We start from the raw sequence: 25,555 nt of genomic DNA, 5'->3' as shown, positions 1-25,555 counted from the left end.
GCCCGTCTGACCAATGACTGCATTGCGAGAGTAATGCGGTCATGAATCCTCTGCGATCTGGATCGCAGACAATGATTTTCTCCTTGGGTGTTTTGTGATGGCTGCCGCACTTATTAACAGTAGCTGGTTGACGCGATGAGATTACATTGCGAACTTAACCTAAATGAAAACGATTGCAGTAACGTTTGCACTCATTTTTCATCCTGACTGCACTTATGAGTAAACGTCTATTACATCAAGGAGTTAATTATGATTAATATCGACCTCAGAGGCTTAACCCCTGCACCTGTTACCCCATTCACTCGCGAAGGAAAAGTTGATTTTGACGCTATTCAACGTCTGGGCAGTTGGCTGGGAAGTATTGACGGCGTAAAAGGGCTGGTGGTCCTGGGGCACGCAGGTGAGGGCACGTTTCTGACCCAGGATGAGCAGGCCGACGTCATTCGGGCATTTGTAAAATCCGTTGAAGGCAAGATCCCCGTCATTGCCGGTATTACTGGGGAAGGAACCGAAGTGGCGGCACGTGAGGCAAAACGCGCTGTTGAGGCGGGGGCGGCTGCCGGTTTACTTTATCCTTCACACGGCTGGTTGCGTTTTGGTTATCAGGACGGCGCGCCACAGGATCGCTATCGCGTCGTTTATGAAGAGAGTGGCTTACCGCTTATTTTATTCCAGTATCCCGACGTCACTAAAGCCACCTATAACCTGAAAACACTGCTGGATATTTCCGCTCAGCCGGGCGTGTTTGCGATGAAAAATGGTGTACGCAACATGCGTCGTTGGGATACTGAAATCCCTGTCATCCGCCGTGAACGTCCCGATCTTCAGATTCTGACCTGCCATGATGAATATCTACTGCATACCATTTTTGATGTTGATGGCTTTTTGGTGGGCTACGGCAATATTGCACCTGAGCCACTGATTGAAATGATCAATGCCGGTAAAGCGCAGGATTATAAGAAAGCCCGTGCATTACATGACCGACTGATGCCTGTGACTAAAGCCGTGTACCATCGTGGTTCACATATGGAAGGCACTGTCGCACTTAAACATGCGCTGGTTGCGCGTGGCATTCTGGAACATGCCACTGTTCGTTCACCGCTGTTACCGCTGGGTGAAGGCGCGGCAGAAGAGATTCACGCGGCAATGCGTGCTGCTGAGCTGGGTCGGGTGAAATAAAACGGGCGAGTCTGGCAGGCAGGACGCCTCAGTGTGGGAACTGCCTGTCGTAACGACGTAGCGCGATTCAACGTATTTCTCTGAGATGTCCCGGTCTGCTTACCGGCAGGCATCCAGAGAAATCATGCATCAACGCAAAAAGACTTTACGCCCCTCAGTGCACCCGATGCGCAGAAAACGGTTATTAAGCCGTGTTCCATTTCTCTGTAGGACATATCGACAAATAACCTGATGCAACCTTACGGGGGAAATGAAGCCTGTACCGGCATTGAGTGTGGGCGGTAACGGTGTCAACCGCAGTCAGAAGGAATGGAATCATGCTAATACTACAGTTTATGACCGTGCTTTTTTTCCTGTTTTTGGGCATGCGTATTGGCGGCATCGGTGTGGGGTTTGCAGGCGGGGCGGGAGTATTAATGCTGTGCGCGCTGGGTGCCACACCTGGCGACCTGCCGATGCTGGTAATGATATTTATCATGGTGGTGATTGTCGCCATCTCGGCCATGCAGCAGGCAGGAGGCATTGATTATCTGGTGCAACTGACCGAGCGTGCCTTGCGCCGTTATCCACGGCTGTTGGTGATTACGGCGCCGCTCTCAACCTGGTTATTAACCATGATGGCCAGTACAGGGCAGGTATCTTTTGCCTGTATGCCCGTGATTGTGGCAGTGGCTAAAGATAATCATCTTCGTCCAACCCGCGCATTAGCGCTTTCCGTCGCCGCATCGTTACTGGGCATTGTGGCATCACCCATTTCGGCAGCCGTGATTTTTTTTGCTGGTATTCTGGAACAGGGGCCGCACGGCTGGGGCTATATAGAACTGATTGCCGTGACCATTCCTGCCACCTTCATGGCGCTCTTATGTTCCGCATTGTTTTACCTGTGGTGGGATCGCTTACGTCACACTGACCAGCTTGAACATCAGGATAATGCGGTGAAAACCGTGCAGCTAACGCATTCCGCTATTCACGGCAGACGTTCGGTTCTGATTTTTATTATTGGCCTGGTGACGGTGCTGATTTATGCCATTATCAGCAGCCCCAAACTGGAAATCATTACTCGCCCTGTGCTCAATAGCGGACAGGCGCGCATTGCCGTGATGTTAGCGGTGGCAATGGCTATCGTCATGTTCTGTCGGGTGAATGTGCATACGATTCCGGGGTCGTCGGTGTTTAAAACCGGTATGACGTCGTGTATCTGTATACTTGGCGTGGCCTGGCTGGGTTCCACGTTTATGGAGAGCAATTGCCTGTGGTTAGAGGATATGGCCGCGCGCTATTTTCTGGATTCCACAGTGTTACTGGCACTGATTATCGTACTGGCATCATGTTTTCTCTATTCTCAGGCGGCATCGACCAAAATTCTGTTTCCGATGGCCTTGAGTATGGGCATTGCGCCCGCCACACTTGTCATCTGTTTTCCGGCAACCGCGTCCCTGTTTATCTTGCCTAACTATCCCACGTTGCTGGCCGCCGTTGCGCTGGATGATACCGGCTCCACTCGTCTGGGCCGACGAGTAATCGATCACCCGTTTATTTTGCCAGGTTTACTGGCCACCGGCTTGTCGATGCTTTTTGCCGCCGGTTTAGCCATGCTGTTCTAACCTTTAGCCTCATCCTGGGGATTAACGTGCGGTCCATGCTGTTGTGCACGTGCGGATGGCCTCTCACTGTCGGGCAAGGTGCCTTCCTGATCTTAAGGTGACTGTGTTTGCGGCGTCAGCTGACGCTGCTGAAATCCTCCTGAAAAGACTGACCTTGTGTCGTCCAGACTTCAGCACTATTTTTAAGATAATTTCCCAACCTCTCTGAATTGTGCGTAACGTCAAAGATCTGTTATGTCGTTTACGCATTTTCTTGCCTGTAAAGCCAAGCTGAATAACAATCCCTGAAACGTTTCAGCGTTGCTGTAACAACCTTCACGGGTTCAGACAGCAAGTTCCAATACCAATGAGCTGAAACGATTCAATCAGCAAGCGAGGAGAATTATGTTCCAGCTCGAATTGCAGGCCATCCATACCGGAGCCAGCGCCCAAAACAAAGAAGATGCGATTCGTCAGGTTGCGGCGGCACTTACCGCTGCAGGTAACGTGGCGGAAGGTTACGTCAATGGCATGCTGGCGCGTGAGCAGCAAACCTCAACCTTTTTGGGTAATGGTATTGCCATTCCTCATGGCACCACCGACACGCGCGATCTGGTGCTGAAAACCGGCGTTCAGGTCTTCCAGTTTCCACAGGGAATTGCCTGGGGTGACGATCAAACTGCCTATGTCGCGATTGGCATTGCCGCGAAATCGGATGAACACCTGGCGTTGCTGCGCCAGCTGACCCATGTACTCAGCGACGACAGCATTGCTGAACAGCTCAAAACCGCCTCCGCCGAGGATCTTCGTGCGCTGCTGATGGGTGAGAAGCAATCAGCAGAATTCAGCTTCGATACGTCGTTAATTACGCTGGACGTTAACGCACGCGACCTGATGACATTGCAGGCACTCAATGCCGGACGCTTACAGGCCGCTGGCGTGGTCGATGCCAGCTATGTTGCCGACGTGGTGTCAGGCAATCCCTTAAGCCTGGGTCAGGGTATTTGGTTAAGTGACAGCGGCAAGGGCAATCTGCAAAGCGGAGTGGCTGTCAGCCGCGCGGCGAATGCCTTCGAGCACCAGGGTGAATCCGTGGCAATGTTAGTAAGCGTGGCCGCTGTTGATGAACGACCATTAGAGGTCCTGGGCTATCTGAGCGCACTGTTACAGAACAACAAAGCCGACCGTTTGCTGAAAGCGGATGCAGCAGGCGTTTATGCCCTGCTGACCAGCGAAGTTGACGAGCAGGCAGATCAACTAACGGCTGAGTTTACTATCCGCAATGAGCATGGCCTGCATGCGCGCCCGGGTACGGCGCTGGTGAGCGTGATCAAACAGTTTAATAGCGACATCACGATTACCAACCTTGATGGCAGCGGTAAACCAGCAAATGGACGCAGCCTGATGAAGGTCGTCGCGCTGGGCGTGAAAAAAGGCCACCGCCTGCGTTTCACTGCCAGTGGTGAAGATGCACAGCAGGCGCTTAATGCCATTGAAGAAGCCATTAACAGTGGTTTAGGTGAGGGGGCGGCATGACCAGACGTGTTGCAACCATCACGTTGAATCCTGCGTATGATTTAGTTGGTTTTACGCCCGAAATTGAACGTGGCGAAGTCAATCTGGTGAAAACCACCGGTTTGCATGCTGCCGGTAAAGGCATCAACGTTGCCAAAGTCCTGAAAGATCTGGGCATCGACGTGACCGTTGGCGGTTTTCTCGGCAAAGACAATCAGGATGGCTTTCAGCAACTCTTCAGTGAGTTGGGTATCGCCAACCGTTTTCAGGTCGTCAATGGTCGTACGCGCATCAACGTCAAGCTTACCGAGCAAACCGGTGATGTGACCGATCTTAACTTTTCTGGCTTCCAGGTCACGGCGCAGGACTGGGATCGCTTCACCAGCGATTCATTAACCTGGCTGGGTCAGTTTGACATGGTCTGCGTGAGCGGCAGTCTGCCTGAAGGCGTCGATCCCGATGCCTTTACTCGCTGGATGACTGAACTGCGTACGCATTGTCCTTGCATCATCTTTGACAGCAGTCGCGAAGCGCTGGTGGCAGGCCTGAAGGCTGCGCCCTGGCTGGTTAAACCTAATCGTCGCGAGCTGGAAATCTGGGCAGGGCGCAAACTCCCTGCGCTCCAGGACGTGATTGACGCAGCGCATGAGTTGCGTGAGCAGGGCATTGCACATGTGGTGATTTCTCTGGGCGCAGAAGGCGCACTTTGGGTCAATGCCTCAGGTGAATGGATTGCTAAACCGCCGGTGTGCGAGGTTGTCAGCACCGTTGGCGCAGGTGACTCCATGGTAGGTGGCCTGATTTATGGCCTGTTAATGCGTGAATCCAGTGAACATACGTTACGTCTGGCTACTGCGGTAGCCGCGATGGCTGTCAGCCAGAGCAACGTCGGCGTTACTGATCGTACCCAGTTGGCCGCAATGATGGCGCGCGTCGACTTACAACCCGTTAACTGACAGCAGGAGAGCGATAGTGAAAACGCTGCTGATAAAAGATCCTTCAACAGGACTGGCTTCTGCCTACATGGCAAAACAACGCCTGGCTGCTGCGGCTGCGCAGGCTGGTTTAACACTAACCGAAAACCCGGCAGAGGCCGAGCTGGTGATCGTCACCGGTAAAACTGTGCCGGATGATGCCGCGCTGAACGGAAAGTCCGTTTGGCTGGGTGATGTACAACAGGCGGTCAGCGAACCTGAACAGTTCCTGAATCGTGCTAAGGCTGAAGCTAAGCCCTGGCAAGCCAGCGCGGCAGCACCTGCCGCGGCTGTTGTCTCTACCGCTGCGCCAGCGAATGGACCAAAACGCGTCGTTGCCGTGACCGCTTGCCCAACGGGCGTCGCGCATACCTTTATGGCGGCCGAGGCTATTCAGACCGAAGCCACCAAACGTGGCTGGTGGGTAAAAGTGGAAACCCGCGGCTCTGTTGGCGCGGGTAACGCGATTACGCCTGAAGAAGTTGCCGCAGCCGATCTGGTGATTGTGGCAGCGGATATCGAAGTGGATCTGGCAAAATTTGCGGGTAAACCGATGTATCGCACCTCAACCGGTCTGGCTCTGAAAAAGACCGCACAGGAGCTGGATAAAGCGGTTGCAGAAGCGAAGCCTTACCAACCTTCTGGCTCGCAAAACAGTCAGCAGGAAGAGAAGAAAGAGGGCGGCGCGGGCGCTTACCGTCACCTGTTGACCGGCGTATCTTACATGCTGCCAATGGTAGTGGCGGGTGGTTTGAGTATCGCACTGTCGTTTGCTTTTGGTATCACGGCCTTTAAAGAGCCCGGTACGCTGGCGGCGGCGCTGATGCAAATCGGTGGCGGCAGTGCGTTTGCACTGATGGTTCCGGTTCTGGCGGGCTTTATTGCTTTCTCTATCGCGGATCGTCCTGGTCTGACGCCTGGACTGATTGGCGGTATGATCGCCACCAGTATTAACGCGGGCTTCCTTGGCGGTATTATCGCAGGCTTTATCGCAGGTTACGCTGCCAGGCTGATTAGCGGCAAAGTGAAGCTGCCACAAAGTATGGAGGCGTTGAAGCCCATCCTGATTATTCCGCTGTTTGCCAGCCTGATCACCGGTTTACTGATGATCTATGTGGTGGGTAAACCGGTCGCGGGCATCATGAGTGCTTTGACCAGCTGGCTGGCTAATATGGGTACCGCCAATGCGATCCTGTTAGGTGCTATCCTGGGTGGCATGATGTGTACCGACATGGGCGGTCCGGTTAACAAAGTGGCTTATGCGTTTGGCGTTGGGCTGCTGAGTTCACAGACCTACGCGCCGATGGCCGCGATTATGGCGGCCGGTATGGTGCCACCGCTGGCCATGGGTCTGGCTACGCTGGTTGCGCGTCGTAAATTTAATAAAGGTCAGCAGGAAGGCGGTAAAGCCGCGCTGGTTCTGGGTCTGTGCTTTATTTCAGAAGGTGCGATTCCTTTTGCGGCTCGTGATCCGATGCGCGTCCTGCCATGCTGTATCGTCGGTGGTGCTGTGACGGGTGCAGTCTCGATGGCGATTGGTGCCAAACTGATGGCACCGCACGGCGGCTTGTTCGTGCTGCTCATCCCTGGTGCGATTACCCCAGTGCTCGGTTATCTGATGGCGATTTTGATTGGTACAGCGATTGCCGGATTAGGCTATGCGGTACTGAAGCGTCCTGAAGAAGAGCTGGCGAAAGCCTGATAGTTAAAAACTACAAAGGAGCCGCAAGGCTCCTTTTTTTTAACGTTGCTCTGACTTGAGCCAGGCGATTTCATCTTTCCAGATATCCGGATTAATGGTTTCCAGAATCAGCGGGATGCCATCAAAACGCGCATCTTTCATGATCCAGCTGAACACGGTTTTACCGATGTTCCCCTCACCCAGGCTGTGATGACGGTCAACCCGGCTGCCCAGCGTGCTCTTGGCATCGTTCAGGTGCATCCCGCGAAGATAGTTAAAACCCACAATGCGATCGAATTCAGCAAAGGTTTCGGTGCAGGCGGCTTCGCTGCACAGATCGTAACCGCCCGCAAAAGCATGGCAGGTATCAATGCAAACCCCCACGCGGGATTTGTCTTCAACATGTTCAATAATGGTTGCCAGGTGCTCAAAGCGGAAGCCGAGATTGCTGCCCTGTCCGGCGGTATTTTCGATAACGGCGGTGACGCTGTGGGTTTGATCCAGGGCGATATTGATTGACTCAGCGATGCGTTTTAAACAGCTCAGCTCATCGATCTGCTGTAGATGGCTGCCCGGATGAAAATTCAACAGTGTCAGACCCAGCTGTTCGGCGCGTTGCATCTCATCAAGAAACGCATCGCGGGATTTTTGTAACGCTTCCATGACGGGATGACCCAGATTGATCAAATAGCTGTCATGCGGCAGAATCTGGCCCGGCGCAAACTGGTATTTCTCGCAGGCAGCGCGGAAGGCCGCAATCGTGTCATCTGACAGCGGGGCCGCTTTCCATTGACGCTGATTTTTAGTGAACAGCGCAAAAGCCGTGGCTTCCAGTTCATGGGCGCGGATCACCGCCTGATCCACGCCACCCGATGCGCTGACGTGCGCGCCAATATACTTCATGCCGTTCTCCTGAAGGATTTAACTCAGATTTAACGGCATGATACACGATGGCGCGATGGCAAAGCGCGGTGCGCAGGAAATTTTTAGCCAGGTCAGGAGCGGTTTAGACCGGGAGAACAGCCGGGCTGGGAAGCGCGCGTTCCTGACAGCCATTAACGCGAGAACGCGCTCAGAGAGAGGATTGGGCAAGGGGAAATCAGCCGTTGCCCCACCGCGCATGTGTGTCAGAAGTCAGAATAAGGCAGAGGATTAATGGCGGAGTTTCGCTAACTCTTCTTCGGTCAGGCCGGTCATTTTGATCACAGTAGGGCGGTCAAGACCGTTATTTAACATGGTCTGGGCAATCTTCAGCGCTTCTTCCTTCCTGCCTTTTTCGATGCCTTTTTGTTCCAGCTGTTCTGCAATGGTCATCAGAGCCTCTCCGTGTTGCGGCACCCGCTGTGCCAGCTTATGAACAAAGGTGTGCGCATCCGACGCTTCGCCCACCTGTATCATGTAGTTTACCAGCGATATTACCTGCGATGAAGAGAGATATTCGTTCAGGAGAAGGGTGACCAGCCTGTCCATCAGCGCCGTCAGGTTACGCTGGTGGATATGCTTCTGCAGTAATGTTAAAGCGGCCATGCTGCGATGGCGCGCAATCTCGTCGTCCGGGATAATCGTCACGTCAACCAACGGGAAAGCCGTTGTATACAGCCCCCGCGCGATGTCTGGGTTGGCAAATTCGTCCAGCCAGCAGAGGGAATACGGATAGGGGCTGCGTTTACCGGTGTAGAACAACATTGGGATAACCAACGGCAGTGTTTTATGCCCGGCCTGCAGGTGACGGTGCATAGCGGCAACCGCATAGCGCATCAATCTAAAGGCCATGTGTTTATCCGGACCTGACTGATGCTCGATAAGCACATGGATATAGCCTTTGCCGGATGAGGTTTTGAGGCTGTACAGCACATCGCTGAAGTACTGCCGCAGGTCATCTTCGACAAACGAACCTGATTCCAGTTGCAGAGTAGAAAGATCGCAGAGCACGCGTAACGATGGCGGCAGATGGATCGCCATAAAATCCCGGGCAATGTCTGGCTGTGTCAGAAACTGCCGAAACAGAGCATCGTGAGGCGTAGGCGTGGTATTTTTTATCTTCATGAGTCCCGGCTCGTAAACATCCATCGGCGTAAAATAAAGCAGCCAGGAATGTTCACCTAACAGCGGCAGGGTAATGTTCGGCACGTCTCGCAAAACCGTCGCCATTGTGTCAAGCCCGCGCCGAAGCGCCGGGATAACCGGCTCGACGTCGAGCCGGTCAGAGACTTACATGTTCGCGCGCTCACGCCATAAAATGTTGAACCAGCAGATTAATACTGCCGCCGCCAACAATCAGCCAGCCGAATACCAGCGCCCCCAACAGCACGGGCTTAAATCCGGCTGCGCGCAGGGCAGTAAAGCGAGTGGTTAAACCCAGAGCCGCCATGGCCATGGTCAACAGTATCCCGCCGATGGTATTGAGCGCGTTAACCCACCCGGCAGGCAACCAGTGAAGAGAATTGAACAGGGCGACAGCGACGAATAGCAACGCAAACCACGGAAAGGTAATGGGCTGCGCCCTGTGCTGTGTTGCCTGTTCACGTCGAAGCACACCGCTCAGCAACAGTAAAAAGGGGGCCAGCATCATCACCCGTAGCATTTTCGCAATCACCGCACTGCTTTCGGTTTCTGGCGCAATACTGTGCCCGGCGGCAACCACCTGAGCCACTTCGTGGATCGTTGAACCGGTAAACACACCAAACTGGGTAAGACTCACCGTGGGGAAAAGATGATGAACCAGTGGCCACAGTAGGGGATAAATAAAGATTGCCAGGGTGCCAAACAGCACCACGGTTGCCACGGCGACCGCCACCTTTGACGGGGCCGCTTTTAAGACCGGCTCCGTGGCCAGCACGGCCGCTGCGCCACAAATACTGCTGCCTGCACCGATTAACCACACGGTGTCACGATCCAGCTTCAGCAGGCGTCTTCCCAGCAGACAGGTCATAAAAAATGTGCTGCTGAGCGTCAACAAATCAATGAGTACGCCGCTCAGGCCGACATCCGTAATTTGCTGTAAGGTGATGCGGAATCCGAACAGAATGACGCCCAACCTGAGCAATTTTTGTTTTGCCAGCAGCACCCCTGCATCACATTGACCGGCCATGGGTGAATACACCGTGTTACCGATAATGATGCCGAGCATAATGGCCAGGGTTAATGAACCCAGTCCCAGACGCGAGACGGCCGGCACCTGAGCCAGCAGGGCGGTGACGGCGGCAATTGTACCGCATAACAACAGGCCCGGCAGCCATTGCTGCACGGGATGAGATTTAGAAATGCTGATGTCGGCCATGATTACGCTCCTGGTTGAGTACGCATCATCACGCCAGGTTTGTTAAAAGTGAAATTGATTATATATTTATAATCTACCGCTATAAGTGATAAGGCAGGGTTTATGCTGTTCGCACGACTGGGGCGTTTCATTACGCTTATCAAAAGAGATGTTTTAACGCTCGTCTATGCCTGTCGCGATCCGCGAACGCCGCTGTGGTGTAAAGGCCTGGCGGTAGGACTCATGGCATACGGTATCAGCCCCATTGATTTGATTCCTGATGTAATCCCGGTGGTGGGACTACTGGATGATGCGGTGATCATTCCCACGGGTGTCATGGTGTTGCTGAAAATGCTGCCGAAGGCGGTGCGTGACAGCAGCGCGGAGCGTGCCCGGCAACAACGCGTACGCGGTAAAAAAGTGTTCAGCGTGCTGGCGGTGGTGTTCCTGCTGTGGATAGCCTTGATCATTTACCTTGTACAGCGTTAAGTCATTCAGGAGTTCCCATGCACATTACACTGCGGCAAATTGAAGTTTTCACCGAAGTGCTGAAAAGCGGTTCCACCACCCAGGCTTCCCAGGTGCTGGCTTTGTCTCAGTCAGCCGTCAGCGCGGCCCTGGCCGATCTGGAAAACCAGCTTGGCGTTCAGCTTTTCGATCGCGTCGGCAAGCGGCTGGTACTGAACGAGCATGGCCGGTTACTCTATCCCCGCGCCGTGGGGCTGCTTGAACAGGCCACAGAAATCGAACAGTTATTTAAAGAAGATAACGGTGCGATTCGTATTTATGCCAGCAGTACGATAGGGAATTACCTGCTGCCCGGGATGATTGCCGGCTACCGCCGTGATTTCCCGACCTTGCCTTTAGAGCTGAGTGTCGGAAACAGTCAGGACGTGATCACGGCCGTCTCTGATTTTCGAGTAGACGTAGGGTTAATAGAAGGCCCGTGCCATATGACGGAACTGGTGAGTGAACCCTGGCTTGAAGATGAGCTGGTGGTATTTGCCGCGCCCGATGCTCCGATTTTGCAGCAGCCGGTCACACTGACAACCCTGGCCGATGCCACCTGGATTCTCCGCGAACGCGGTTCAGGCACCCGTGAAATCGTTGATTATCTCTTATTGTCCCATTTACCGACGTTCCAGCTCGGTATGGAACTGGGGAATTCTGAAGCGATCAAACATGCCGTCCGGCACGGTATGGGCATTAGCTGTTTGTCCCGCCGCGTCATCGCCGATCAACTGAGCGCCGGAACGCTTATCGAACTGAATACGCCGTTGCCCAATCTGACGCGTACGCTTTATCGCATTCATCATCGGCAAAAACACATCTCAAAGGCCCTGACGCGGTTTTTGTCCTACTGCCGTGAATAAACGCAGAGAGCCGATCTGGTGGTGAAATCAGCGGTTCAACCCCTTGAAATTCAGGGAAACAGGCATCGCCGCTAATAATTTCCCGTGAATCATGAAGGTAACTTATAACTGTATAGCATTCGCTATACAGCACGGCCTTTGCTGCTACAATCGCGCCTTATTTTTACCCAGCGTAATGTTTACACATGCATAATGACTCAAATACAACACAACAACCTGCGTTACGACGCGATCTAAAAGCACGTCACCTCACCATGATCGCCATCGGCGGTTCAATTGGTACAGGTCTCTTTGTCGCATCGGGAGCCACCATCTCTCAAGCTGGCCCCGGCGGCGCGTTACTCTCCTATGCCTTAATTGGCCTGATGGTCTACTTCCTGATGACCAGCCTGGGTGAACTGGCGGCGTTTATGCCGGTATCGGGCTCTTTTGCTACCTATGGTGCAAAATATGTCGAAGAAGGCTTCGGTTTCGCGCTGGGCTGGAACTACTGGTACAACTGGGCGGTTACGATTGCTGTCGATCTGGTGGCCTCCCAACTGGTCATGAATTACTGGTTCCCGGATACGCCAGGCTGGATCTGGAGCGCCCTGTTCCTGAGCCTGATGTTCCTGATTAATTACATCTCGGTGAAGGGCTTTGGCGAAACGGAATACTGGTTCTCGCTGATCAAGGTTGTCACCGTGGTGATCTTTATCCTGGTCGGCGTGCTGATGATTGTCGGCATTATGCGCGGCGCCGAAAATGCGGGCTGGCATAACTGGCAGGTGGGGGACGCGCCCTTTGCAGGTGGGTTTGCCTCGATGATCGGTGTGGCAATGATTGTCGGTTTCTCATTCCAGGGCACTGAGCTGATCGGTATCGCGGCGGGTGAATCAGAAGATCCCGCTAAGAATATCCCGCGCGCGGTGCGTCAGGTGTTCTGGCGTATTCTGCTGTTCTATGTGCTGGCTATCCTGATCATCAGCCTGATTCTGCCTTATACCGATCCGCAGCTGCTGCACAATGATATTAAAGATATCAGCGTCAGTCCGTTTACGCTGGTGTTCAAAAATGCCGGTCTGCTGTCGGCGGCGGCGGTGATGAATGCGGTGATTTTAACGGCGGTATTGTCCGCCGGTAACTCCGGAATGTACGCCTCAACGCGAATGCTTTATAACCTGGCTCGTGAAGGCAAAGCGCCGCGTATTTTTGCCCGACTGTCAAAAGGCGGTGTACCGCGAAATGCCCTGTGGGCGACCACGGTGGTGGCGGGCCTGTGCTTTTTGACCTCGAAATTTGGCAATCAGGAAGTCTATCTCTGGCTGTTGAATACCTCCGGCATGACCGGCTTCATCGCCTGGTTGGGGATTGCGATCAGCCACTATCGTTTCCGTCGTGGTTATGTGGCGCAAGGGCGGGATCTTAATGCATTGCCTTACCGTTCGGGCTTCTTTCCTGTCGGTCCCATTTTTGCCTTTATCCTCTGCCTGATGATCACCTTAGGGCAGAATTATCAGGCGTTCCTGCAGGACAGAATTGACTGGTATGGTGTGGCAACCACCTATATTGGTCTGCCGCTGTTTCTGCTTATCTGGCTGGGTTACAGGCTGGTGCGGGGCGGTCGCATTATCAAATACAGTGAGATGGAATTCCCTCTCCATCAAGACGATAAATGACCAGAAGCGACGGTGAAAGCCGTGCGCTTTTTACCTTACGTCATCACTGTTAACATTCGATGAATTGATAATTATTATCACCTGCACTATTGTGGCTGCGTTTTTAATTTTGGAGCCATTACTGGGTTGAATCATGACAACGGAATCCTCGTTGATCGGTGCTGAAGAGGGCCATCAGCACACACTGACAAACTATCATCAGGTTGTGCGCCGCCGCCTGTTCTGGCTGGGCGCGCTGCTGACAGCAATACTCGCCTCACTCATTCTCGATTTTACGCTCGGTCCGGCAGGGCTTTCTTTATCCGTGCTGTGGCACACACTGCTGTCTCCCGAGAGCGTTGATGCGGGTACACGGGTGATCGTCTGGGATATCCGCTTACCCTATGCATTAATGGCCATAGTTGTCGGCCTGGCGCTCGGCCTGGCCGGGGCGGAAATGCAAACCATCCTGAATAATCCCCTTGCCAGCCCCTTCACGCTGGGCGTGTCCTCTGCGGCCGCGTTTGGTGCCGCGCTGGCCATTATTCTGGGCGTGGGTATTCCCGGTATTTCCGGACAGTGGTTTATTTCAGCTAACGCGTTTCTGTTTGCCCTGTTCGCCGCATTAATGCTGGACGGGATTACACGCTGGACCCAGGTGTCCTCCTCAGGTGTGGTGCTGTTTGGTATCGCCCTGGTGTTTACCTTTAATGCACTGGTTTCGATGATGCAGTTTATCGCCAGTGAAGATACGCTGCAGGGACTGGTGTTCTGGACCATGGGCAGCCTGGCGCGCGCGTCCTGGGAAAAACTGGGCGTACTGAGTGCAGCCTTTGCGGTGCTGGTTCCTTTCTCCATGCTCAGTAGCTGGAAGCTCACCGCGCTGCGGCTGGGGGAAGACAGGGCGATCAGTTTTGGTATCGATGTGCGTCGCTTGCGTCTGGCGACTCTGCTGCGCATCAGCGTGCTTTCCGCACTGGCGGTCGCTTTCGTTGGCCCCATTGGCTTTATTGGCCTGGTCGCACCCCATATTGCACGCATTATGTTTGGTGAAGATCATCGCTTTTATTTGCCTGCCAGCGCACTTACCGGTGCACTGGTGCTGTCGCTGGCTTCCGTGGCGTCGAAGAACCTGATCCCTGGCGCGATCATTCCGGTCGGCATTGTCACTTCGCTGATTGGTGTGCCGTTCTTCCTGAGTATTATTCTGCGCCATCGGGGGAATGTGTGATGGAACAAGGTTTAAGCCTGGGCGGTTTCACCACCGGTTACCCTAAACGTCAGGTGATTGAAAACCTGAATGTCGCGCGTTTGCCGCGTGGCGAGATTACGGTACTGCTTGGACCGAACGGCTGCGGCAAATCAACGCTGCTGCGTGCACTGGCCGGGCTGAATAAAGGGCAGGGCGAACTGTGGCTAAACGGGGAAGACCTGATGACCCAGCCTTTCGCGCGCCGTGCCAGGCAGGTCGTCTATTTACCCCAATCCCTGCCGGCGGGTGTTCACCTGCACGTGCTGGAGTCCATTATTGTGGCGCAGCGTGCTTCAAGTGGATTACACAGTGCCGCCAGCGAAGCGGACGTGATGGTGCTGCTGGAGCAGTTGGGCATCGCTCATCTGGCCATGCGTTATCTCGACCAGCTTTCTGGCGGACAAAAACAGTTGGTTGGCCTGGCGCAGTCGCTTATTCGTCGGCCTGCGCTGCTGCTGTTGGATGAACCGCTCAGCGCGCTGGATTTAAATTACCAGTTCCACGTAATGGATTTGGTACGGCGCGAAACCGCGCTGCGCAATATGGTTACGGTGGTGGTGGTGCACGATATCAATATCGCCTTGCGCCACGCTCAGCATGCGTTGATGCTCAAAGAGGGCAAACTCATTGCTGAAGGCGCGCCGGATCACGTCATCACACCCGCTACGCTGGCGCAGGTTTATGGCGTGCAGGGCCGCATTGAGCACTGTTCGCGAGGAACACCGCAGGTCATGATTGACGGGCTGGTCCAGGAAGGGCTGGCGTAGAATCCGGGGATTGCTCAGGCAATCCCCTTTTTTATATCACCCCACCAACAGGTGTTGCGCATGGAAGCGCAGGTGATCTTCGACAAAACTGGCAATGAAGAAGTAACTGTGATCGTAGCCAGGCTGGATACGCAGTGTTAATGGAAAGCCCATCTCCTGAGCAATCGCTTCTAAGCGCTCCGGCTGGAGTTGATCGGCCAGGAACTGATCGCTGTCGCCCTGATCGATCAACAACGGCAGGCGATGCTGAACGTTATGCATCAACTGACAGCTGTCATAAGCGCGCCAGGCCTGGCGATCCTCTCCCAGATAGGCCGTGAATGCTTTCTGGCCCCAGGGAACGTCACACGGATTAACGATAGGCGCAAACGCCGAGGCAGACGCAAAGCGATTGCCCAGACGTAATGCCAGCATCAGTGCGCCATGTCCACCCATGGAGTGCCCCATGATTGACTGACGTTCACTGACTTTAAAGTTATCGGCGACCACTGCGGGCAGCTCTTCACTGAGGTAATCGAACATACGGTAGTGGCTTGCCCAGGGTTGTTGCGTGGCATTGAGGTAAAACCCTGCGCCCTGACCCAGATCATAGCCCTCGTCATTGGCGACCTGCTCACCGCGTGGGCTGGTATCTGGCATGATTAACACCAGACCCAGCTCGGCGGCAACACGCTGTGCGCCTGCCTTGGTGGTGAAGTTTTCATCATTGCAGGTCAGCCCCGCCAGAAACCACACCACCGGCGGTGGGGAATCACCGCGCGGGCTTGGCAAATAGATACTGAACGTCATCGGGCAGTTCAGCACCTGTGACTGATGACGCCAGCGCTGCTGCCAGCCGCCAAAAATTCGATGCTCTTCCAGCAGCTCCAGAGTAGATGTCATAGCGCCCCCGATTACTTATTAAAATGCACGACGGAGCGGATCGATTTTCCATCATGCATTAAATCAAAGGCGTCATTAATCTCTTCCAGCGGCATGGTGTGCGTGATGAAATCATTCAGGGCAAATTTGCCGTCCAGATAATCCTGCACAATACCAGGCAACTGTGAGCGGCCTTTTACGCCACCAAAGGCAGAGCCACGCCAGACACGACCGGTAACCAGTTGGAACGGACGCGTCGAAATTTCCTGACCCGCACCCGCCACCCCAATGATCACCGACTCACCCCAGCCTTTATGACAGCACTCAAGGGCAGAGCGCATGACGTTGACGTTACCGATACATTCAAATGAGAAATCCACCCCGCCGTCGGTGAGTTCAACAATCACATCCTGAATGGGTTTGTCATAATCCTTTGGGTTAATCAGATCGGTCGCGCCCAGCTTACGGGCCAGATCGAACTTGCTGGTGTTGATATCAATACCAATAATGCGACCGGCTTTGGCCATTTTCGCGCCGATGATTGCAGACAGTCCAATACCGCCCAGACCAAAGATGGCAACGGTATCGCCTTCTTTAACCTTAGCCGTATTCATCACCGCACCCATGCCGGTGGTAACACCGCAGCCCAGCAGGCACACTTCTTCCAGTGGGGCTTCTTTACTGATTTTTGCCAGGGAGATTTCAGGCACGACGGTGTATTCAGAGAAGGTGGAGGTGCCCATATAGTGGAAAATGGGCTTGCCGTCTTTGAAGAAACGCGTAGTACCGTCAGGCATCAGACCTTTGCCTTGCGTGGTACGAATGGCCTGACACAGGTTGGTTTTACCGGACAGGCAGAACTTACATTTGCCGCATTCTGGCGTGTAAAGCGGGATCACGTGATCGCCCACTTCAACGCTGGTCACGCCTTCGCCCACCGCTTCAACAACGCCACCGCCTTCGTGACCCAGAATGGCCGGAAACACGCCTTCGGGATCGCTGCCAGACAGCGTGTAAGCATCGGTATGACAGACGCCAGTCGCAACGATACGCACCAGCACTTCCCCTTTCTGCGGCGGCATTAAATCCACTTCTTCGATTTTCAGCGGTTCGCCTGCGGCCCAGGCTACGGCGGCGCGGGTTTTGATCATGTTCATGCAATCCCTCTTACAGTCAGATTGTGACGCGACATGGCGTCTGGATGGTCGTGATAAGTTAAAAATAGCGCGGAAACACTATTCCGCTGCATGTAATGGATGCATCAGCTCATCATTGAGCGGACGATCGTGAAATTGTTCGATAATAAGGTACTTCAGCGCCTCAACGTTGGGCGTGAAGGCATCGCGTCGCCACATCAGCCAGGTGGCGGTGTCGCGGTATTCAGCCGGAAGGCTGTGTACCTGCACACGGGCGCGGTCTGGCATCTGTTTCAGGACCGACGCCGGTATCATGGCAACGCCAGCACCGCCCGCCACGCAGGCCAGCATGGCGTGATAGGACTGAATCTCCATCACCGTGTTAGGTGCCGCCTGACTGTCGCGATACCATGCTTCAAGTTTAACCCGGTAGGAGCAGCTGTTACGAAACGCAAACAAGGTATCCTCCTGGGTGTCCCGTGCGCAGGTCACCGGGATATGGTCAAGGTCGGTGATTAAAACCATTTCCTCGCGAAAGGCAATGCAGCCATTGAGATCGTCGTGTTGAACCGGCCCATCGACCAGGGCTGCCGCCAGGGTGCCTTCGCGCACCCGATCGATAATTTCTCCCGAGGTGCCGGTGATCAGCGATAAGGCGACCGCAGGAAAACGTTGATGGTAGGCAGCAAGAAGGCCGGGCAGGCGCGTCGCCGCCGTGCTCTCCATGGAGCCAAGCGCGAAGTTACCGCCAGGCTTACCCGCCCGGGTCATACTTAATGCTTCATCACTCAACGCCAGAATACGCTGTGCGTAATTAAGGAAATTATGGCCCATAGGCGATAACCGGATGCGCTGTTTTTCGCGAATAAACAGATCCACCCCCAATTCCTCTTCCAACTGGCGCAGGCGCGTGGTGAGATTGGACGGTACCCGATGCAAGTGTTCTGCCGCACGGGCCAGGGAACCGCTCTCTGCCACGGAACAGAACATACGTAACTGAACTAAATCCATAGTGTTCTCTTACCGTAAACAAGTTGCTTAAGATTATTCACTTTTTGTGAGTTTAAGCATCGTTCATGCTATAAGCAAGTTTCAACGCAAAAAACTGAGGTACCAGATGGCGTTTCGCGTGGCGATAAGTGCATTTTTAACCTTGTTTGTGGCTATGGGAATAGGGCGCTTTACCTTTACCCCCCAGGTGCCCTTGATGATCCAGGAACATCAGTTAACCCTCACCAGTGCCAGTCTGGTGGCGGCGTTAAACTACCTGGGGTATCTGTGTGGCTCTTTTGATGCCATGCGCGCGCATCAACGCGTTGAGCTGCGTCTGCAACTGGGAATATGGGGCACCGTTGTACTGACGGCGCTGTCAGCCCTGGCTGACGGGCCAGGATGGCATGGGGTGATCCGCTTTGTTATTGGTTGGGCCAGCGGCTGGGCGATGGTGCTGGTCGCGGCGTGGAGCAACGAGCAGTTGCACCACCATGGCCGTCCCGGCCTGTCGGCAGCGGTGTTTGCCGGGCCGGGCGCAGGCATTTTTGTCAGCGGCCTGTTGGCCGTTACGCTACACAGTTTACAGGTCAGCGCAGCACTGGCCTGGTCGATTTATGCAGCGCTGGCAGCGGTGCTGGTCGCGCTTATCAGCCGCAACCTGCCGCGCGCGGGTAAACTGCATCGGCCCGAACAGGCCCCGCAACCGCTGGTTCTGACCCGCAATCTTAAGCGGCTGGTTCTGAGTTACAGTCTGGCCGGCTTTGGCTATATTTTGCCAGCAACCTTTCTTTCACAGATGGCGGCAGCGCGTTTCCCTGGCAGTGCCACGGCCCAGTTCGTCTGGCCGGTATTCGGCGGGGCGGCAGTTGTGGGTATTGTGTTAGGCATTGCTACTCGCCGGACAGGCAGCAGCCATGCCCGCTTAGCCGTGGTGCTGTGGGCGCAGGCGTTGGGCGTGCTGGCGGCGGCGCTGCTCCCTGGATTCAGCGGCCTGCTAACAGGCGCGCTGCTGGTCGGCGGGGGCTTTCTGTGCGTGGTGCAGTTGTCGCTGCTCTGCGCCCGTGAGCTGGCGCCGCAACATATGCGTTACATGGCCGGGCTGCTGACAACCGGATATGCGATTGGGCAGTTGGCAGGGCCGATGCTTTCCTCGCTTTCAACGCTGTTCTTACATCGCCTGGAGCCTGCCTTGTGGGTCGCCGGTGCCAGCCTGATATGGGCAGGGCTGCTGGTCTGGCGGCGGGCAGCATGAAAAGCTTTCATCCCCAATCAGATTGATTGCTGGATTACCTGCACAGAAAGTTTCACAATACGCGCTCAGTAATATGACCCGCTGGCAACAAACGGCGGGCGCAACACCTGCCGGAGAAGAGTAAGATGAGTACCTTAAGTCAGGAAGCTGCACTGGTCCACGAAGCGCTGCTGGCGCGTGGACTGGAAACGCCGCTGCGTGCACCCGCGCGTGAAATAGACGATGAAACGCGTAAAAGCCTGATTGCAGGCCATATGACGGAAATCATGCAGCTGCTGAATCTGGATCTTGAAGATGACAGCCTGATGGAAACCCCGCACCGCATCGCCAAAATGTATGTCGATGAGGTCTTTTCCGGTCTCGATTATGCTAACTTCCCCAAAATCACCCTCATTGAAAACAAGATGAAAGTGGATGAGATGGTCACGGTTCGCGACATTACGCTGACCAGCACCTGCGAACATCACTTTGTGATTATCGATGGGAAAGCGACGGTTGCCTACATCCCCAAAGATAAAGTGATTGGCTTATCAAAGATCAACCGTATCGTACAGTTTTTCGCACAGCGGCCTCAGGTGCAGGAGCGTTTAACCCAGCAGGTCCTGCTGGCGCTGCAGACGCTGTTGGGCACCAACAACGTTGCCGTCTCGATTGATGCCGTTCACTATTGTGTCAAAGCGCGCGGCGTGAAGGATGCAACCAGCGCGACCACGACGACCTCGCTGGGCGGCCTGTTTAAATCCAGCCAAAACACCCGTCAGGAATTTCTGCGCGCGGTACGTCATAACTAAAGCTGACAGGCGGGCGCGGCTGTCGTCTGCCTGATACTTCAGGATTCCACATGCAACGCTACCTCGTGCTGGATTTCATTCGGGGCTGTGCCATTCTCGGCATTCTGGTGTTAAACATTATTGGCTTTGGTTTACCTTCCGCCGCGTATCTCAATCCCGCCTGGCAAGGCAGCGTCACGCTCTCTGATGCCTGGACATGGGCCATTTCCGACATCTTTGCCCAGCTCAAATTCCTGACGCTATTCGCCTTGCTGTTTGGCGCAGGACTGCAAATGCAGCTGTCACGCGGCAGTCGCTGGCTGAGCGCCCGTTTATCCTTGTTAGTGGTGCTGGGATTTATTCACAGTGTCTTTATCTGGGAAGGGGATATTTTACTGGATTACGGCATTATCGGGCTGATCACCTGGCGTATGTTGCGTGATGTACCTTCAACGCGGGGGCTCATTAACACGGGCGTCCTGCTCTATCTGATGGGATGTGCCGTATTGCTGGTGTTCGGGCTTATCTCCAGCCCTGAACCTTCGCCATCGTGGCTCCCGGGTGCCGCCGGGATTCAGTATGAGCAGTTCTGGAAGCTGACGGGTGGCCTGGCTGCCGTGCAGATTCGTCTGGACCACCTTTCCTCGGGCCTGATGGCGCTGGTGGCGCAGTATGGCTGGCAACTGGCCGGATTGATGATGCTGGGTGCTGCTCTGGTGCGCTGTGGCTGGCTGAAAGGCGCCTTTCCGGTGCACCACTACCGGCGCGTAGCCGCAATGTTATTGCCGCTGGGGTTACTGATCGCTACTGTCGGTGTGGCAGCACAGTGGTGGGTCGACTGGGATTACCGCTGGAGCGCTTTTTTTCTGCAACTGCCGCGTGACCTGGCCAGTCCATTGATCAGTCTTGGCTATGTCGCATTATGTTTCGGCTTTTGGCCTTCTCTCCAACGCTGGCGGCTGAGCTATGCCATCCGCTGCGTGGGCAGGATGGCGCTCAGCAACTATCTGTTGCAATCCCTGATATGCACCACGCTGTTTTACCGCTTCGGCTTGTTTATGCATTTCTCACGGCTACAGCTGGTTATGCTGGTACCGGCCATCTGGTGCGTTAACCTGCTGTTTTCTGTGCTGTGGTTGCGCTATTTCCCGCAGGGCCCAATGGAATGGGTCTGGCGTCGTCTGACGCAGATTACGGCAGGCCCCTCATCCACTTCCCCTTCTGAAAGATAATGACCGCCATCACAAAGGTTACAGAATTGTATGTAACCGTTTTCATTGATGTGACGTAATTCACGCTGCACGCTCTTCTTCCCTGACAAAATAGCGCCGGTGTTGTAACTGGCATAATGCCTTATCTCTCTGGAAGTGCTGCATGATAACGATTCGTGATGTTGCGCGTCAGGCCGGTGTGTCGGTCGCTACCGTTTCGCGCGTACTAAATAACAGCAGCGCGGTCACCGCTGAAACACGTGATGTGGTGTTACAGGCGGTTGACGCTCTGGGCTATCGCCCAAATGCCAATGCACAGGCGCTGGCAACCCAGGTGAGCGATACCATCGGGGTGGTCGTCATGGATGTGTCCGATCCCTTTTTTGGCGCGCTGGTCAAGGCGGTAGACACGGTGGCACAGCGCGTACATAAACATGTTCTGATCAGTAACTCCTGGCACCATGAAGAGAAAGAGCGTCATGCGATTGAGGTACTGATTCGCCAACGCTGCAATGCGCTGGTGGTGCACGCGAAAACGCTTTCAGACGCGGAACTGGCTGATTTTATGAGCCAGGTGCCCGGTATGGTGGTGATTAACCGTAGCGTGCCGGGTTTTGAGCACCGTTGCGTCAGCCTTGATAATGTAACAGGCGCATTGATGGCCTCAAGAATGCTGCTGCAACAGGGTCATTGCCGCATTGGCTATCTGTGTTCCAGCCATCCTATCGAAGATGTCGCGCAGCGGCGGGAAGGCTGGCTGCAGGCAATGGCAGAGCAGGGGATTCGCCCGCAGGAAAGCTGGATTGCCAGCGCGGAGCCTGATATGCAAGGGGGCGAAGCGGCAATGGTGGAACTCCTGGGCCGTAATCTCAACCTCAGTGCCATCTTCACCTACAACGACAGCATGGCGGCGGGGGCCCTCACGGCCCTAAAAGACAACGGTATTCAGGTGCCCCAGCATTTTTCAGTGGTGGGCTTCGATGATATCCCGATTTCACGTTATACCGATCCTCAACTGACCACGGTCCGTTATCCTATTGTTTCTATGGCGAAACTTGCCACTGAGCTGGCGCTTCAGGGCGCGGCGGGCTGTATCGACAACAGTGCAAAACACATCTTTATGCCGACGCTGGTACGCCGCCACTCGGTGGCGCAAAAGCAAATTGTGGAGTCCGTCACTAATTCAGGCGATTCAGCGATGTAACCGTTTTCAATCTGTGATTGTATTCACAGTTAATTAACATTGCTCTCACTATGATGGCAGCGTCTAACAGTACTGAAACATTATGTAACGCCACTCTCTTCATGAGGGGGCCGACCGGGCGTCGGTTTACATGGTTCATGACACGCACTATGGATGCATTGCCTACACGGAAGTCACGGAAGTCGAGTTTTGCATGGCACAGCAGGGGCTCCGCCTGATAAAGCGCATCCTGCCTCGCCGAATAATTCTACCTGATGTTCTGACGCCATCTGGGCGGCTGAACAAAAAAAGACCCTGCAAAAAAACCGGAGATACCATGAATAAGAAGGTTTTCACGCTCACAGCACTGGTTGCCAGCATGATGTTTGGTGCAACTGCTCATGCCGCTGACACACGCATCGGCGTGACCATTTACAAATACGACGACAACTTTATGTCGATGGTTCGTAAAGATATCGAGAAAGAAGCCAATACACTGGGCGGCATTCAGCTGCTGATGAATGACTCACAGAACGATCAATCCAAACAGAACGATCAAATTGACGTGCTGATGGCAAAAGGCGTGAAAGCGTTAGCCATTAACCTGGTTGACCCGGCTGCGGCGGCCGTTGTCGTGCAAAAAGCCCGTGCTAACGATATTCCCGTGGTGTTCTTCAATAAAGAGCCTAACGCTAAAGTGCTGGCCGGCTATGACAAAGCGTACTACGTGGGTACCGACTCTAAAGAGTCAGGCGTGATTCAGGGCAAACTGATTGAGAAGCACTGGAAAGCGACCCCAGCATGGGACCTGAATAAAGATGGCGTGATCCAGTATGTTCTGCTGAAAGGCGAGCCGGGCCATCCTGATGCAGAAGCACGTACCAAATATGTTATCGACACGCTGAACAAAGACGGCCTGAAAACCCAGAAGTTAGCGATGGATACGGCTATGTGGGATACCGCTCAGGCGAAGGATAAGATGGACGCATGGCTGTCTGGTCCAAACGCTAAGAAAATTGAAGTGGTTATCGCTAACAACGATGCAATGGCAATGGGCGCAGTTGAAGCACTGAAAGCGCACAACATGTCTTCCATTCCGGTATTCGGTGTGGATGCGTTACCTGAAGCGCTGGCGCTGGTTAAGTCAGGTGCAATGGCGGGTACCGTGCTGAATGACGCGGAAAACCAGGCGAAAGCGACCATTGATATGGCGAAAAACCTTGCAGATGGCAAACCGGCTACGGCAGGCACCAACTTCAAGATGGTAGATAAGATCGTCCGCGTACCTTATGTACCGGTCGATCAAGAAAACCTGTCTCAGTTCCAGAAATAAGTTTTTGCAGATGGGCGCGGCAGCTGCTGCGCCTTTTTTATGTCATCACCGTTTTTTAGCCAGGTAAATTATGGCCAGTGATAATACGACCGCGCAGCGCGAATATCTGCTGGAAATGACCGACGTCAGTAAATCATTTCCCGGCGTGAAAGCTCTCGATAACGTTAATTTAAAAGTGCGGCCTCACTCCGTTCATGCACTGATGGGTGAAAACGGCGCTGGTAAATCGACGTTGTTAAAGTGCTTATTTGGTATCTATAAAAAAGATACCGGCAGTATTCTTTTTCAAGGGCAGGAAATTGATTATAAAAGCTCCAAAGAAGCGCTGGAAAACGGCGTATCAATGGTGCATCAGGAATTAAATCTGGTATTGCAACGCACCGTGATGGACAACATGTGGCTTGGGCGTTATCCACGCAAAGGCTTCTTTGTCGATCAGGACAAAATGTACCGTGATACCAAAGCGATTTTTGACGAGCTGGATATCAATATCGATCCTCGTGATAAAGTCGCCCATCTCTCTGTCTCGCAAATGCAGATGATTGAGATTGCTAAAGCGTTTTCCTATGACGCAAAAATCGTGATCATGGATGAACCGACTTCCTCCTTAACGGAAAAAGAAGTTAATCATCTGTTCACGATTATCCGTAAGCTGAAAGATCGCGGCTGCGGTATTGTTTATATCTCGCATAAGATGGAAGAGATCTTCCAGCTGTGCGATGAAATTACCATCCTGCGTGATGGTCAGTGGATTACGACTCAGCCGCTTGAAGGGCTGGATATGGATAAGATCATCTCCATGATGGTCGGACGTTCACTGAGCCAGCGCTTCCCGGATCGTATCAACGTCCCGGGAGAAACCATTCTTGAGGTGCGTAATCTGACCTCACTGCGTCAGCCTTCTATTCGTGATATTTCGTTTGATTTGCGTAAAGGGGAGATACTCGGCATTGCCGGGTTAGTGGGTGCAAAACGTACTGATATCGTTGAAACGCTGTTTGGCATTCGCGAAAAATCAGGCGGCACCATTAAACTGCATGGTAAAACGATTAACAATCATACGGCCAATGAAGCCATTAACCACGGCTTTGCGCTGGTGACGGAAGAGCGTCGTTCTACCGGTATTTATGCTTTTTTGGATATTGGCTTTAATTCTCTTATATCCAATATCAAAAAATATAAGAACAGTATTGGCCTGCTGGATAATAAACGCATGAAAAGCGATACCCAATGGGTGATCGATTCCATGCGGGTAAAAACCCCTGGGCACCATACGCAAATTGGTTCGCTTTCTGGTGGTAACCAACAGAAAGTGATTATTGGACGCTGGTTGCTGACTCAGCCCGAAATATTAATGCTCGATGAACCGACGCGCGGGATTGATGTGGGTGCCAAATTCGAGATTTACCAGTTGATGGCGGAGCTGGCAAAGAAAGAAAAGGGCATCATTATTATCTCTTCCGAAATGCCAGAGCTGTTAGGCATCACCGATCGTATTCTGGTAATGAGTAACGGTCTGGTAGCCGGCATTGTTGATACGAAAACTACCACGCAGAACGAAATATTGCGTTTAGCGTCATTACACCTTTAATGAAG

22 protein-coding genes are annotated in these 25,555 nt (G+C 53.7%); 16 read left to right on the top strand and 6 right to left on the bottom strand.

Going from position 1 to position 25,555, the window contains the following annotated elements:
• Nucleotides 1-249 precede the first annotated feature (249 nt).
• The 5 genes from A6A26_RS19280 to fruA all read left to right on the top strand — a co-directional run bounded on the left by A6A26_RS19280 (nucleotide 250) and on the right by fruA (nucleotide 6,953).
• Complete coding sequence (locus A6A26_RS19280) at nucleotides 250-1,179, top strand: dihydrodipicolinate synthase family protein (RefSeq protein ID WP_063880228.1); 930 nt, start codon at nucleotides 250-252, stop codon at nucleotides 1,177-1,179.
• 317 nt (nucleotides 1,180-1,496) lie between these two features.
• Nucleotides 1,497-2,783: an anaerobic C4-dicarboxylate transporter family protein gene (locus tag A6A26_RS19275; protein ID WP_063880227.1), complete on the top strand. Its 1,287-nt coding sequence runs from the start codon at nucleotides 1,497-1,499 to the stop codon at nucleotides 2,781-2,783.
• A gap of 384 nt (nucleotides 2,784-3,167) precedes the next feature.
• Nucleotides 3,168-4,298, top strand: coding sequence for a fused PTS fructose transporter subunit IIA/HPr protein (fruB, locus tag A6A26_RS19270; RefSeq protein ID WP_063880226.1), 1,131 nt, complete (start codon nucleotides 3,168-3,170; stop codon nucleotides 4,296-4,298).
• Nucleotides 4,295-5,233, top strand: a complete 939-nt coding sequence (fruK, locus tag A6A26_RS19265; RefSeq protein WP_063880225.1) for a 1-phosphofructokinase — start codon at nucleotides 4,295-4,297, stop codon at nucleotides 5,231-5,233. The genes fruB and fruK overlap by 4 nt, the downstream gene beginning before the upstream one ends.
• 16 nt (nucleotides 5,234-5,249) lie before the next feature.
• Entirely contained in the window at nucleotides 5,250-6,953 is a 1,704-nt protein-coding gene (fruA, locus tag A6A26_RS19260; protein ID WP_063880224.1) for a PTS fructose transporter subunit IIBC, read from the top strand.
• A gap of 39 nt (nucleotides 6,954-6,992) precedes the next feature.
• Here fruA and nfo read toward each other — a convergent pair whose 3' ends face one another.
• From nfo to A6A26_RS19240, 3 genes are all read right to left on the bottom strand, one after another.
• On the bottom strand, nucleotides 6,993-7,835 hold the full coding sequence (nfo, locus tag A6A26_RS19255; protein ID WP_063880223.1) for a deoxyribonuclease IV: 843 nt from the start codon (nucleotides 7,833-7,835) through the stop codon (nucleotides 6,993-6,995).
• 249 nt (nucleotides 7,836-8,084) lie between these two features.
• Complete coding sequence (locus A6A26_RS19245) at nucleotides 8,085-8,978, bottom strand: Rpn family recombination-promoting nuclease/putative transposase (protein WP_063881218.1); 894 nt, start codon at nucleotides 8,976-8,978, stop codon at nucleotides 8,085-8,087.
• 181 nt (nucleotides 8,979-9,159) lie between these two features.
• The gene (locus A6A26_RS19240; protein ID WP_063880221.1) at nucleotides 9,160-10,212 is read right to left on the bottom strand and encodes a YeiH family protein; all 1,053 of its coding nucleotides are present in this window, start codon (nucleotides 10,210-10,212) and stop codon (nucleotides 9,160-9,162) included.
• Between the two features lie 102 nt (nucleotides 10,213-10,314).
• On the opposite strand from A6A26_RS19240, the gene A6A26_RS19235 reads away from it, so the two are divergent.
• The 5 genes from A6A26_RS19235 to A6A26_RS19215 all read left to right on the top strand — a co-directional run bounded on the left by A6A26_RS19235 (nucleotide 10,315) and on the right by A6A26_RS19215 (nucleotide 15,220).
• Nucleotides 10,315-10,680 carry a YkvA family protein gene (locus A6A26_RS19235; protein ID WP_063880220.1) on the top strand — a complete coding sequence of 122 codons (366 nt, stop codon included), beginning with the start codon at nucleotides 10,315-10,317 and terminating at the stop codon, nucleotides 10,678-10,680.
• A gap of 17 nt (nucleotides 10,681-10,697) precedes the next feature.
• The gene (gene yieE, locus A6A26_RS19230) at nucleotides 10,698-11,564 is read left to right on the top strand and encodes a DNA-binding transcriptional regulator YeiE (RefSeq protein WP_063880219.1); all 867 of its coding nucleotides are present in this window, start codon (nucleotides 10,698-10,700) and stop codon (nucleotides 11,562-11,564) included.
• A gap of 185 nt (nucleotides 11,565-11,749) precedes the next feature.
• Nucleotides 11,750-13,222, top strand: coding sequence for an amino acid permease (locus tag A6A26_RS19225; protein ID WP_063880218.1), 1,473 nt, complete (start codon nucleotides 11,750-11,752; stop codon nucleotides 13,220-13,222).
• Nucleotides 13,223-13,355: 133 nt separating this feature from the next.
• Nucleotides 13,356-14,432: a FecCD family ABC transporter permease gene (locus tag A6A26_RS19220; RefSeq protein WP_156506681.1), complete on the top strand. Its 1,077-nt coding sequence runs from the start codon at nucleotides 13,356-13,358 to the stop codon at nucleotides 14,430-14,432.
• Nucleotides 14,432-15,220: an ABC transporter ATP-binding protein gene (locus A6A26_RS19215; RefSeq protein WP_063880217.1), complete on the top strand. Its 789-nt coding sequence runs from the start codon at nucleotides 14,432-14,434 to the stop codon at nucleotides 15,218-15,220. Before A6A26_RS19220 ends, A6A26_RS19215 begins: the two co-directional genes overlap by 1 nt.
• A 36-nt stretch (nucleotides 15,221-15,256) precedes the next feature.
• On the opposite strand, the gene fghA is transcribed toward A6A26_RS19215, so the two are convergent.
• The 3 genes from fghA to A6A26_RS19200 all read right to left on the bottom strand — a co-directional run bounded on the left by fghA (nucleotide 15,257) and on the right by A6A26_RS19200 (nucleotide 18,228).
• Nucleotides 15,257-16,102: an S-formylglutathione hydrolase gene (gene fghA, locus A6A26_RS19210; RefSeq protein ID WP_063880216.1), complete on the bottom strand. Its 846-nt coding sequence runs from the start codon at nucleotides 16,100-16,102 to the stop codon at nucleotides 15,257-15,259.
• 11 nt (nucleotides 16,103-16,113) lie between these two features.
• Entirely contained in the window at nucleotides 16,114-17,238 is a 1,125-nt protein-coding gene (locus A6A26_RS19205; RefSeq protein WP_063880215.1) for an S-(hydroxymethyl)glutathione dehydrogenase/class III alcohol dehydrogenase, read from the bottom strand.
• Nucleotides 17,239-17,316: 78 nt separating this feature from the next.
• On the bottom strand, nucleotides 17,317-18,228 hold the full coding sequence (locus A6A26_RS19200) for a putrescine utilization regulator PtrR (RefSeq protein ID WP_063880214.1): 912 nt from the start codon (nucleotides 18,226-18,228) through the stop codon (nucleotides 17,317-17,319).
• A 106-nt stretch (nucleotides 18,229-18,334) separates the two neighbouring features.
• On the opposite strand from A6A26_RS19200, the gene A6A26_RS19195 reads away from it, so the two are divergent.
• The 6 genes from A6A26_RS19195 (at nucleotide 18,335) to mglA (ending at nucleotide 25,550) form a co-directional block, all read left to right on the top strand.
• Nucleotides 18,335-19,462, top strand: a complete 1,128-nt coding sequence (locus A6A26_RS19195; protein ID WP_063880213.1) for a YbfB/YjiJ family MFS transporter — start codon at nucleotides 18,335-18,337, stop codon at nucleotides 19,460-19,462.
• 125 nt (nucleotides 19,463-19,587) lie between these two features.
• The gene (gene folE / locus A6A26_RS19190) at nucleotides 19,588-20,253 is read left to right on the top strand and encodes a GTP cyclohydrolase I FolE (protein WP_063880212.1); all 666 of its coding nucleotides are present in this window, start codon (nucleotides 19,588-19,590) and stop codon (nucleotides 20,251-20,253) included.
• Between the two features lie 50 nt (nucleotides 20,254-20,303).
• The gene (gene yeiB, locus A6A26_RS19185; protein WP_063880211.1) at nucleotides 20,304-21,464 is read left to right on the top strand and encodes a DUF418 domain-containing protein YeiB; all 1,161 of its coding nucleotides are present in this window, start codon (nucleotides 20,304-20,306) and stop codon (nucleotides 21,462-21,464) included.
• A gap of 142 nt (nucleotides 21,465-21,606) precedes the next feature.
• Nucleotides 21,607-22,647 carry an HTH-type transcriptional regulator GalS gene (gene galS, locus A6A26_RS19180; RefSeq protein WP_063880210.1) on the top strand — a complete coding sequence of 347 codons (1,041 nt, stop codon included), beginning with the start codon at nucleotides 21,607-21,609 and terminating at the stop codon, nucleotides 22,645-22,647.
• 316 nt (nucleotides 22,648-22,963) lie between these two features.
• Nucleotides 22,964-23,959, top strand: a complete 996-nt coding sequence (mglB, locus tag A6A26_RS19175) for a galactose/glucose ABC transporter substrate-binding protein MglB (protein WP_063881216.1) — start codon at nucleotides 22,964-22,966, stop codon at nucleotides 23,957-23,959.
• Nucleotides 23,960-24,029: 70 nt separating this feature from the next.
• Nucleotides 24,030-25,550, top strand: coding sequence for a galactose/methyl galactoside ABC transporter ATP-binding protein MglA (mglA, locus tag A6A26_RS19170; protein WP_063880209.1), 1,521 nt, complete (start codon nucleotides 24,030-24,032; stop codon nucleotides 25,548-25,550).
• The last annotated feature ends 5 nt before the right edge of the window (nucleotides 25,551-25,555 follow it).

It is taken from the genome of Pantoea sp. OXWO6B1 (assembly GCF_001641135.1).
Taxonomy (GTDB): Bacteria; Pseudomonadota; Gammaproteobacteria; order Enterobacterales; family Enterobacteriaceae; genus Pantoea; species Pantoea allii.
The sequence above is the reverse complement of the archived record's forward strand: the minus strand, read 5'-3'. Positions and strand labels throughout refer to the sequence as shown.

Bases quoted from the DNA above. Each gene is read 5' to 3' on its own strand.
- A6A26_RS19280 (WP_063880228.1), top strand. From the start codon at position 250: ATGATTAATATCGACCTCAGAGGCTTAACCCCTGCACCTGTTACCCCA.
- A6A26_RS19275 (WP_063880227.1), top strand. From the start codon at position 1,497: ATGCTAATACTACAGTTTATGACCGTGCTTTTTTTCCTGTTTTTGGGC.
- fruB (WP_063880226.1), top strand. From the start codon at position 3,168: ATGTTCCAGCTCGAATTGCAGGCCATCCATACCGGAGCCAGCGCCCAA.
- fruK (WP_063880225.1), top strand. From the start codon at position 4,295: ATGACCAGACGTGTTGCAACCATCACGTTGAATCCTGCGTATGATTTA.
- nfo (WP_063880223.1), bottom strand. From the start codon at position 7,835: ATGAAGTATATTGGCGCGCACGTCAGCGCATCGGGTGGCGTGGATCAG.
- A6A26_RS19245 (WP_063881218.1), bottom strand. From the start codon at position 8,978: ATGAAGATAAAAAATACCACGCCTACGCCTCACGATGCTCTGTTTCGG.
- A6A26_RS19240 (WP_063880221.1), bottom strand. From the start codon at position 10,212: ATGGCCGACATCAGCATTTCTAAATCTCATCCCGTGCAGCAATGGCTG.
- A6A26_RS19235 (WP_063880220.1), top strand. From the start codon at position 10,315: ATGCTGTTCGCACGACTGGGGCGTTTCATTACGCTTATCAAAAGAGAT.
- yieE (WP_063880219.1), top strand. From the start codon at position 10,698: ATGCACATTACACTGCGGCAAATTGAAGTTTTCACCGAAGTGCTGAAA.
- A6A26_RS19225 (WP_063880218.1), top strand. From the start codon at position 11,750: ATGCATAATGACTCAAATACAACACAACAACCTGCGTTACGACGCGAT.
- A6A26_RS19220 (WP_156506681.1), top strand. From the start codon at position 13,356: ATGACAACGGAATCCTCGTTGATCGGTGCTGAAGAGGGCCATCAGCAC.
- A6A26_RS19215 (WP_063880217.1), top strand. From the start codon at position 14,432: ATGGAACAAGGTTTAAGCCTGGGCGGTTTCACCACCGGTTACCCTAAA.
- fghA (WP_063880216.1), bottom strand. From the start codon at position 16,102: ATGACATCTACTCTGGAGCTGCTGGAAGAGCATCGAATTTTTGGCGGC.
- A6A26_RS19205 (WP_063880215.1), bottom strand. From the start codon at position 17,238: ATGAACATGATCAAAACCCGCGCCGCCGTAGCCTGGGCCGCAGGCGAA.
- A6A26_RS19200 (WP_063880214.1), bottom strand. From the start codon at position 18,228: ATGGATTTAGTTCAGTTACGTATGTTCTGTTCCGTGGCAGAGAGCGGT.
- A6A26_RS19195 (WP_063880213.1), top strand. From the start codon at position 18,335: ATGGCGTTTCGCGTGGCGATAAGTGCATTTTTAACCTTGTTTGTGGCT.
- folE (WP_063880212.1), top strand. From the start codon at position 19,588: ATGAGTACCTTAAGTCAGGAAGCTGCACTGGTCCACGAAGCGCTGCTG.
- yeiB (WP_063880211.1), top strand. From the start codon at position 20,304: ATGCAACGCTACCTCGTGCTGGATTTCATTCGGGGCTGTGCCATTCTC.
- galS (WP_063880210.1), top strand. From the start codon at position 21,607: ATGATAACGATTCGTGATGTTGCGCGTCAGGCCGGTGTGTCGGTCGCT.
- mglB (WP_063881216.1), top strand. From the start codon at position 22,964: ATGAATAAGAAGGTTTTCACGCTCACAGCACTGGTTGCCAGCATGATG.
- mglA (WP_063880209.1), top strand. From the start codon at position 24,030: ATGGCCAGTGATAATACGACCGCGCAGCGCGAATATCTGCTGGAAATG.